The sequence below is a fragment of the Solwaraspora sp. WMMB762 genome (genome assembly GCF_049179115.1).
Taxonomy (GTDB): domain Bacteria; phylum Actinomycetota; class Actinomycetes; order Mycobacteriales; family Micromonosporaceae; genus Micromonospora_E.
Genome location: NZ_JBMHMD010000001.1, coordinates 7,314,489 through 7,322,552, shown reverse-complemented (window position 1 = coordinate 7,322,552; position 8,064 = coordinate 7,314,489). Strand labels below are relative to the sequence as shown.

Here is an 8,064-nt window from a genome sequence, read left to right as displayed (position 1 = left end):
AACGATACGCTGCCGGCTGTCTGATTTTGGTAGCACCGCGACCGCGTTGACCTCGCCGATGTGACCGGTCAACTCGGCCAGTTGCTCATCGGTGTCAGGGGTTCCAAACCCCGCACCAACCCCAAACCAACCCCACCCCGGAGATAATGGGGCCGTTGCCGTCCGCTCCTGGCACGCCGACCTAAACTTCACGGCCGTTTCAAGATCATCTGGTGAGGTCGAGGATGGTGAATGGCCTGGTCATGTTGCGGGCGGCCCATCTGGTGGCTTCCGTGACGTCGGTTCGGCCGGCCAGGCGTAGGGCGTTGATCGCGAGGTTACGTAGCGAGGCCAGGATCCGGGGCCCGGACCGGGTACGCGTGGTCGACCGGTCCTCCCGGTAGCAGGTGTCTCTGATCCAGTGCAACGATTCGATGGCCCAGTGACTGCGGTTGTAGGCGGCCAGTTCGGCGGGGCCGGCCTGGTCGGGAGTGTGGCTGGCGACGCCGAGCTGCGCGGCGGCGGACTGTTTCCCGGTGGCGGTGTGCGTGACGTAGCGTTCGATCAGCCAGACCTGGTTGACGTGCGGGAACGGCAGATCGGGCGGGGCGGGCAGGACACGGATCGTGCGGCGGGTCCGGCGGCCGTGTCCGATGTCGACGCTTTCCAGGTCGGGCGGGGTGTCGGCCCAGGGCAGTGTGTTGAGGGCGTCGAACAGGGTCCGGCGGTTCTCCTTGACCGGGAACATGAACTGGCCGCCACGGTGGTGGATCAGTTCGGCGGTCGCCCTGGCGGTGTGCAACGCGTCCGCGGTGACGGTCATGCCTGGCAGGTCGAGGGTCTGCAGCAGGGCGCGGGCGGTGGCCGGTTCCGTGGTCTTGGCGCCGTCGGTCGGCGCCTGGGCGAGCACGACGCCCACCGTTCCCGGTCGCGGGTCCCCGGCGAGAGCGGACAGCAGGTGCAACTGGTTCCCGTCGTCGTCGACGGCGCCGCCGACGGTCTTGCCGTCCAGGCGTAACTGGGTCGGCGCGCCGGCTCTGACGTGGGCGTGTCGTTGTCCATTCGGCGATGACGGCGTCGAGCACGTCGGCGTCGGCGTCGGTGCAGACCCGCCAGATCGTCGACCGGGACGGCCGTCCGGCCGGGCGGGCCGCGACCCGTTCGTAGAGGCTGTCCACGATCTCGCACGGCACGTCGGCGACCCAGCCCGCGATCGCCGTGTAGCCGGTCGCTCCGGCCACGGTCGCGGCCGCCACCAGCGTCAGGACGACCGCGACCGGATGGTCGCGCCCCTGTGCCGACCGGCCGTCGGACACCGCGATCAACAGCTCCAGCAGGTCGTGACACGACGACGCGACGTCACCGACGACCGGCGTGGACACCGGATCGACGGTAGGGGTGACAGAATGCGGCATGACGAAGCTCCGGGTGGACAAGATCCTTGAGAAGACCTCGTCCTAACGGAGCTTCGTCCCTACTCGACACGCCGACACACCAACCGTCACCCACGGTCACAATGATCTTGAAACGGCCATGACCTAAACTTTGACCGTTTTGGTGGCTCTCACCGACTACGCAGCGGCCCCGAGTTCACCACGCTCCGCATGGCATCACCACGGTGCTTCGCACCCTTCGGTGGTCACCAGGGATCTTCGACGCAGGTGGTTCGGGTTAGGGGTCCATCTTTTCCGGCATTGGTGTACATCGCCTCCGCGATCACGCACGTATCGATTGCGCTTATCATGTTGGAATATCCGTAGGAGCCGCCGTTTAGTCGCAGCGGGTATTTCTTGCGAACGTCGTCAGCGGGACGGTAGACGGCTAGGATTATCTGCCCGCCGCGCAGTTCAGGGGCAACATCCGGGTTCAGCTCAGCACGTGCCCAGACGGTTCCGCATAGCGGCGAGGCTCTCATCTCGAGTCGGCCGATGTCACGTTCGTTCGAATCGAGAATTCGGGGTCCGTCTTTGCCGATCGGACTTGTGACCGCCGAATCGACACAACCAGACTCCTCGGGGTCTCTACCATCGTAGGCGGAGCTAAATTCTGGATCCGAGCGGACTGCGAGGGCAGTCGCGGTCACGGTCACGGCGATCAAGGCCAGAGTCGCGGTTATGCCAAGCCACCGCCAGAGCGGTGATTCAACGTTGTATCGACCGTTGCTCACGGCTCGGCCAGCCTCAATGAGGGAGTGTCGCTTGTAGGCGCAGGCTAGCCAGACGACCGAGCCGCTGAACAGCAATGGCGCGGCTAGAAGCATGGTGTAGAGGAGCCATCCAGGGGCGGTCAGGTCGCCATTGAACTGGGCGGCGAGGCCGACCGCGGTCGCGGCCACGAAGGTCGTGATAACCTCGTAGACCGCGACGCGCGGCGGCAGCGGGTTGAAGCTGTGGCGGCCCATCGTTACCAAGTGATCGCGGATGAGGCGACGCCGTCAGCTGTGACCCAGTAGTTGGGACCGGCACCGGACCAGCACTGCCGGTCGGTGTACGCCGATCCGGCTGCATCGGTGGTGATGGTAAAGGTCCAGAAGCCGGCTGGGTCTGCGGAGTCGTGGCAGGTGACGATGATGTTCTTGTGGGCCGGGTAGCCAGTCAGCGTGATTGCGTATCGGAAGCCGGACGGGGCGGACTGCCCAGGCTCCACTCTGAGTTTCGGGCCAGCCGGAGCGTAGTCGTACCGATGGCCGTCGCACTGATTCGTTCGGGTTTGGCCTGCGACCAGTTCTGACCAGACGTATCCAGAGTAACCATTGTAGAGTCCATCGAGCAGGGTAACCCAAAACCAGCGCGGAGACAGACCCTCGATGGGAGCGTTGCCGTCGGTCGAGCACACCATCCTCACGGGCGTGCCGTTCGGCAGCCAGTCGATCACTCCGCATGCGTTGGTGCTGGTGCCGTGACTCGGCAGGGAAGGACAGGCACGTAGGTTCGCGCCGCCGCTCTCCGGCGACTGGATCTGGCTAGTCGGATAACTGTTGTCTGTGGCTGCAGCCGAGGGAACGGGCAGGGCGATCATGCCGGTCAGCGCCAGTGCTGCGACGGCGAAGTTGATGACCCTCACTTTACTTCTCCTTGGTGTCGCGTGGAACGGTCCACTCTCCGAGCAAGATCGACATAGGAGAGCGTCGCGCAGAGCTATGTGTCCAGGACGCTCCGGGCGAGACCGGTTGAGTCTCGGCCCCGCGTCCTGGCCATGATGATCTGTCGCCTACAGGTTACGGGCTAGAGACGGCCCTGGCGAGGGAGTTATGGACCCGCTGGCGGGTAGGAAGCTACCCTAGGGTCATGCCGTTCCGGGATCCTGGCTGGACGATATTCTACGAGGAGTTTCTTGCACACCTCGGCGAAACCACCTCTGCTGCCGTTGCCGCCCACCTTGGAGTCGAGGAAGAGACGGTTCGGAACTGGCGCAAAGGCCGCTCGCACCCTACCCTTGCGATGCTGCCGACGATCGCTGAGTTTCTGAAGATGGGTGTTTCTGGAGAAACGGGTGATCGTGATCCACTGTACCTACATCGGCGTATGGGGCTGCTCCCGCCCAAGCCGCCTGATGAACAGCTGATCGATGCGGCATACCGGCTACAGAAACTCGAGCAGAGACTTTCCGAGGCGATGGAACGGGCAGGTGCCCTTGGTCGGCGGGAAGGCGCGAGTGCTGTCGTACGCGCAGCAGTGAGGAGTGGAGAGTGGGCTGTCGCTGTATGGCCGGCAGTCGAAGGGCCGCCCAGATGTCGGCTGCACGTCGCCGATCGACTCGACATTCGCCCTGTCGACGGACGGCCGGTCACCCATCATGATGTCTGGCAAGACCCCACGTTGCGTAGCGCTCTACGCGCCGCATATGCGGTGCCGGCCGTTGGACGGAGACCCCGCTGGTCTGGGGAGGACAGCGTGTCTCACTGGGCGATCAGCCATGTGGGCTCACCTCGCAGTCCGCTGATCCGATTCCCACATTCCGCAGTCATTAGCGTTGTCTGCCTGGCTCTAACGATTGAGTCGTGGGTGAACGACGTCGCATCCCTAATCGGAACAGCGCTCGGATACGGGTTGACGACGACCCGAGATCTAGCGATGGAGGCATACGGCCTACACTCCGGCATGACGCGCGCCGAGCATCGCCTAGCTGCATACGACGCGAAGCTGCAACGGCCGCCAGAGTGCCGGGTACTCAGTCACCACACGCCGCTTCCTGGCTCGCTGCGGTCGCCGTTCATGCCGATGTCCGGGCGGTGGCCTGAGAACGTCGTCTTCGTCTGGCTTCGAGAGGACGACGGCCTGCTACGTCAGTGGCTGGAACGGCCGACATCCGAGTTCACGTTCGATAGGCTCGCTTCGGACCGGGCCGCGATCGACCAGTACGCGCAGGCGGCAGCGGAACCCGAGCGGATCATCACCGTGGACACTCGCCAGACCAGGGACACGACGGCGCGATGGCAGCAGGTCCTTGAGTCGGTCAGTACTGCGCTCTCGCAGATGGTCGAGCGCGGTCTTCTTACCACCGACCTTACCGCTGTTCAGGAGAAGGCCGAGTTGGATGACCCCGCCGTAGCCGGGCCCTTACTTCGCTGGCTTCGCGCGGATGCCTGTGCTGCTGTGCCTGAGGTAGCAGGACCCCACGCGTTCCGTTCATAAGTCCGGCCTTGACCTGCACTGAGCCGTTTTCATCCTGTGTAGCGATTGGCTTCGACGTGGTGCAGGACGAGGATGGCCTGCACGATCGCGGTGGCGCGGTGCGGGCTGCAGCGCAGCTTGGTCAGGATCTTCCAGGTCTTGAGCGTGGCAATGGCCCGTTCGCCGCGTGCTCGGATTTTCGCGTGCCCCCGGTTGATCGTCTTCTGTCGGCGTGACAGCCTCGGCCGGAAGCGGTGGCGCTTGAACGGGGTGCGAACGCTTCCCCGGGCGCCCTGGTAGCCCTTGTCGGCGAAGGTCATCACCTCAGCGCTGGTCAGCGCGTGGGTGATGCCGTGGACACGGGCGGCGGTGAGGTCGTGCGCCGAGCCCGGCAGTGCCCGGGAGGCCCAGACGAGCCGGCCGGCGGCGTCGGCGATGACCTGCACGTTCACGCCATGGCGCCGGTGTTTGCCGGAGTAGTACGGCTTCTGGTCCGCCACGCGGTCGATCGGGATCAGCGTGCCGTCCAGGATCGCGTACGCCAGGTGTCGGATGCGGCGCATCGCCGTGGCCAGGTCCTCGGCGACCGCGGCGAGTAGCGCGATCGCTTCCTGGACGTACCGCCAGGCGGTGGCGACACCGACGGCGAACCCGGCGGCGAGCCGGGTGTAGGTGTCGCCGTTACGCAGGTGAGCCAGGGCGAGTAGCGCCTGGCGGCCCGGGTCGAGGTGCCGCCATCGGGATCGATGCTGGTTGCGGTGGGCTCGGATGAGGTCGGTGAGGTGGTTGAGGGTGCGGCTGGACAGCGGGATCGTGGAGGGGTAAGACAGCACAGGCGAGGCTCCCGGTCGGGGCATCGGATCTTGGTCGACTGCTGTCTTACCTGGAGCCTCGCCCTCATCGCTCTCCGGGCTCGCTGCACCCGCCCCGAGCTGCAAGATCAGCTTGGAAAAGGCTCACTACATCGGTCCGGTGTAAACCGTCCCGGCGATGTCCGGCCAGCGGCGCGCGCCCGGGGGCAGCTGCCATCTCGGTCCCACCGTCACTGGACCGGTCCCCTCGCGGGGTGCGGAAGTGGAGCTTCGCAAACGTGGGCACCAGGCCCCTGGTCAGCTCGGTGCTGTGGTGACGTAGACGCCTCGGCCTTGGTGGCCTTGAAGGACGCCGCGTTCCTGGAGGCGCGCGAGGGCTTGGCGGACGGTGGGTGCTGAGCATTCGTACTGTTCGCGGAGTTCCGTTGTGGATGGGATCTTGTCGCCGGGTTTGAGGTCGCCGGTGGCGATGGCGGACTCGATGTCGCGCATGATCCGGCGGAAGACCGGCTCTGCGGGCTGGGAGGGGGTCGGCACGGCGGGCTCCTCGCGTAGGTGGAGCCATCGCATCACGCCTGACCTGTGTTGGCAAGTAAGTCAAGTGTCACGTGTTGACTTGGCTTACTTAGCAATCTAGGTTTTCGGTCTGGTTGAGGTGCCGTCCTCGCGTAGGGGCTGAGGCGGGATACCTCGACCGCGGCCTGCCCTCCTATGCCTGGGCGTCCCCCGTCGTCGAGGACGGGAGGGCAGGCCATCCCGCTCTGCCCGCTGCGGCTTCCTGGCGCCCGCGCCCTTCCGTGCGCGAGCGCATCCCAACATGTATTGCTAAGTAAGCGAGGTTCTGATGGTGCGTACGATGACCCGCCGCCGGCTACTCGCCGGTGGGGCCGCTGTCGCGGCCGGGGTAGCTGCCTCGGCTTGCGGTCGGTTGCCCGCTGCCGGCCCCGCCGCTGTGCAGACGGTCAAGGTGTTGACGGGTGCCGGGTTCCAGGGGCGGGAGGCTCCGCTGCTGGTGGCGCGGGCTCAGGGCTGGTTCCGTGACGTGGGTCTGGCCGTGGAGGTGCTGCCGGGCAAGGGGTCGGGCGAGAATCTGAAGCTGCTGGCGGCCGGGCGGGTCGACGTGGCGACGCTGGACGTGAACGCCGCGATGATCGAGGCCAGCACGCCCGGCGGTATCAGGGACTTCCGGCTGACGTCGGTGCTGCACCAGCGGAACCTGGCGTGTTTCGTCGCGTTGGCGTCGTCGGGCATCCGCACGCCAGGTGATCTGGCGGGCCGGCGGTTGTCGTACCTGCCGGGCGGCATCAACCACGTGCTGTTCCCGACGTACGCGCAGCTGGCCGGTTTCGACCCCTCGGGCGTTCAATGGGTGAGCAACCCGGTGCCGGCCCAGCACGCGGCGCTGCTCGCCGAAGGAAGAGTCGACGCCATCTCGCAGTTCGTGCCGGCGGTGGAGTCGGTGCGGTCCGTCGCGAAGCAGGACCTGTCGGTGCTGCCGTTCGCTGACTGGATCGGTGACCTGCACGGCTCGGCGATGGCCGTCTCCACAGCGACCGCGACCAACCGCGCCGACGTGGTCCGCCGCTTCAACCGGGCACTTTTACGCGGGCTGGACTACTGCATGTGCCACCCCGACCAGGCGGGCAAGGCGTACGCGGCACAGCCGGAGACGCAGGGCCAGCAGGCCCACCTCGCCACCGCCGAGCTGACAGCGCTGCGCGGCTACGTCACCCCGGAAGAAGGACACCTCGGCCACTTCGACGAGGCGAGGGTGGCCCGCAACATCGCGATCCTGCATGGTGCCGGTGCCATACCCGCTGGGCTGGTGCCGTCGGACATCATCGCCCCGGAACTTGTCTCATGAACCGGCCCACGCCGCCGACGCCGGGTCTCGCCTCGGCTGTCACCGCGCGGCTGTGGACGGTGGTCGCGGGAGCCTGCCCGCCGGTTCTCGGTGTGGCCGGGCTGGTCGCCGTCTGGTGGGCCGCCGTCGAGGTGTCCGGCGTGGCCGACTACATCGTGCCGCCGCCCTTCGCGGTCGCCGCCGTGATCGGCGACCAGCCCGGCTACCTGTTCCACCACGCCGCCGTCACCCTCGCCACGGCGCTGGCCGGCTACACGCTCGCCGCCGGCACGGCGGTCATGCTCGGCACCATCCTGGCCATGTCCCGGCAACTGGCTCGGGCACTCACCCCGACCCTGCTGGTCCTCAGTGTGCTACCGAAACCCGCCCTGGTGCCGGTGCTGATCATCGCCCTCGGCTTCGGCGCCGGTCCGAAGATCGTCCTGGTCTGGCTGATGTGCTTCCTGCCGATCGCCCTCGCGACAGCCACCCCGGCGGATCTGGTCGAGCTGGCCCGATCCCTGACCGCGTCCCGCTGGCAGACGTTCGTCAAGGTCCGGCTGCCGGCCGCGCTACCGCACCTGTGCTCCGGGCTGCGGATCGCGTTACCCCTCGCCCTGATCGGCGCCGTCGTGTCGGAGTTGTTCGGCGGGCTCGCCGGGCTCGGCGTCGTCATCCAATACGCCGGTACCCGCGCCGACATGGCCTTCGCCGCCATCACGGTCCTCGCCGCCATGAGCACCGCGATGTACGGGCTCCTCACCGCCGCCTGCACCCGGGCAGCGCCGTGGATCCGCCACACGACCACCTGACCCCC

Annotated in this window: 7 protein-coding genes and 2 pseudogenes; 3 read left to right on the top strand and 6 right to left on the bottom strand. The window is 66.7% G+C overall.

The genetic code is table 11. The features are described 5' to 3' along the window. Window positions 1–205: 205 nt before the first annotated feature. The 4 genes and pseudogenes from ACN27J_RS33030 to ACN27J_RS33015 form a co-directional block, all read right to left on the bottom strand. A pseudogene (locus ACN27J_RS33030) lies at window positions 206–994 on the bottom strand (ISAs1 family transposase); the annotation flags it as partial. A 100-nt stretch (window positions 995–1,094) separates the two neighbouring features. Beyond that, window positions 1,095–1,394: pseudogene (locus ACN27J_RS33025) on the bottom strand (transposase family protein); the annotation flags it as partial. Window positions 1,395–1,618: 224 nt separating this feature from the next. Further along, window positions 1,619–2,380, bottom strand: coding sequence for a hypothetical protein (locus ACN27J_RS33020; RefSeq protein WP_421362030.1), 762 nt, complete (start codon window positions 2,378–2,380; stop codon window positions 1,619–1,621). A 2-nt stretch (window positions 2,381–2,382) separates the two neighbouring features. Then, complete coding sequence (locus ACN27J_RS33015; protein WP_421362028.1) at window positions 2,383–3,042, bottom strand: SH3 domain-containing protein; 660 nt, start codon at window positions 3,040–3,042, stop codon at window positions 2,383–2,385. A gap of 1,037 nt (window positions 3,043–4,079) precedes the next feature. On the opposite strand from ACN27J_RS33015, the gene ACN27J_RS33010 reads away from it, so the two are divergent. Next, window positions 4,080–4,613 (top strand): hypothetical protein, encoded by a 534-nt coding sequence (locus tag ACN27J_RS33010; protein WP_421362026.1) that lies wholly within the window; start codon window positions 4,080–4,082, stop codon window positions 4,611–4,613. Between the two features lie 29 nt (window positions 4,614–4,642). Here the strand turns inward: ACN27J_RS33010 and ACN27J_RS33005 are convergent, their stop codons facing one another. Next, complete coding sequence (locus tag ACN27J_RS33005; protein WP_421362024.1) at window positions 4,643–5,425, bottom strand: transposase family protein; 783 nt, start codon at window positions 5,423–5,425, stop codon at window positions 4,643–4,645. A gap of 276 nt (window positions 5,426–5,701) precedes the next feature. Beyond that, on the bottom strand, window positions 5,702–5,941 hold the full coding sequence (locus ACN27J_RS33000; RefSeq protein ID WP_421362022.1) for a winged helix-turn-helix domain-containing protein: 240 nt from the start codon (window positions 5,939–5,941) through the stop codon (window positions 5,702–5,704). A gap of 307 nt (window positions 5,942–6,248) precedes the next feature. Between ACN27J_RS33000 and ACN27J_RS32995 the strand changes: the two genes are divergently transcribed. Further along, window positions 6,249–7,268, top strand: coding sequence for an ABC transporter substrate-binding protein (locus tag ACN27J_RS32995; RefSeq protein WP_421372058.1), 1,020 nt, complete (start codon window positions 6,249–6,251; stop codon window positions 7,266–7,268). After that, window positions 7,265–8,059, top strand: coding sequence for an ABC transporter permease (locus ACN27J_RS32990; protein WP_421372057.1), 795 nt, complete (start codon window positions 7,265–7,267; stop codon window positions 8,057–8,059). Before ACN27J_RS32995 ends, ACN27J_RS32990 begins: the two co-directional genes overlap by 4 nt. Window positions 8,060–8,064: the final 5 nt, after the last annotated feature.

Bases quoted from the DNA above. Each gene is read 5' to 3' on its own strand.
- ACN27J_RS33020 (WP_421362030.1), bottom strand. From the start codon at position 2,380: ATGGGCCGCCACAGCTTCAACCCGCTGCCGCCGCGCGTCGCGGTCTAC.
- ACN27J_RS33010 (WP_421362026.1), top strand. From the start codon at position 4,080: ATGACGCGCGCCGAGCATCGCCTAGCTGCATACGACGCGAAGCTGCAA.
- ACN27J_RS32995 (WP_421372058.1), top strand. From the start codon at position 6,249: ATGGTGCGTACGATGACCCGCCGCCGGCTACTCGCCGGTGGGGCCGCT.
- ACN27J_RS32990 (WP_421372057.1), top strand. From the start codon at position 7,265: ATGAACCGGCCCACGCCGCCGACGCCGGGTCTCGCCTCGGCTGTCACC.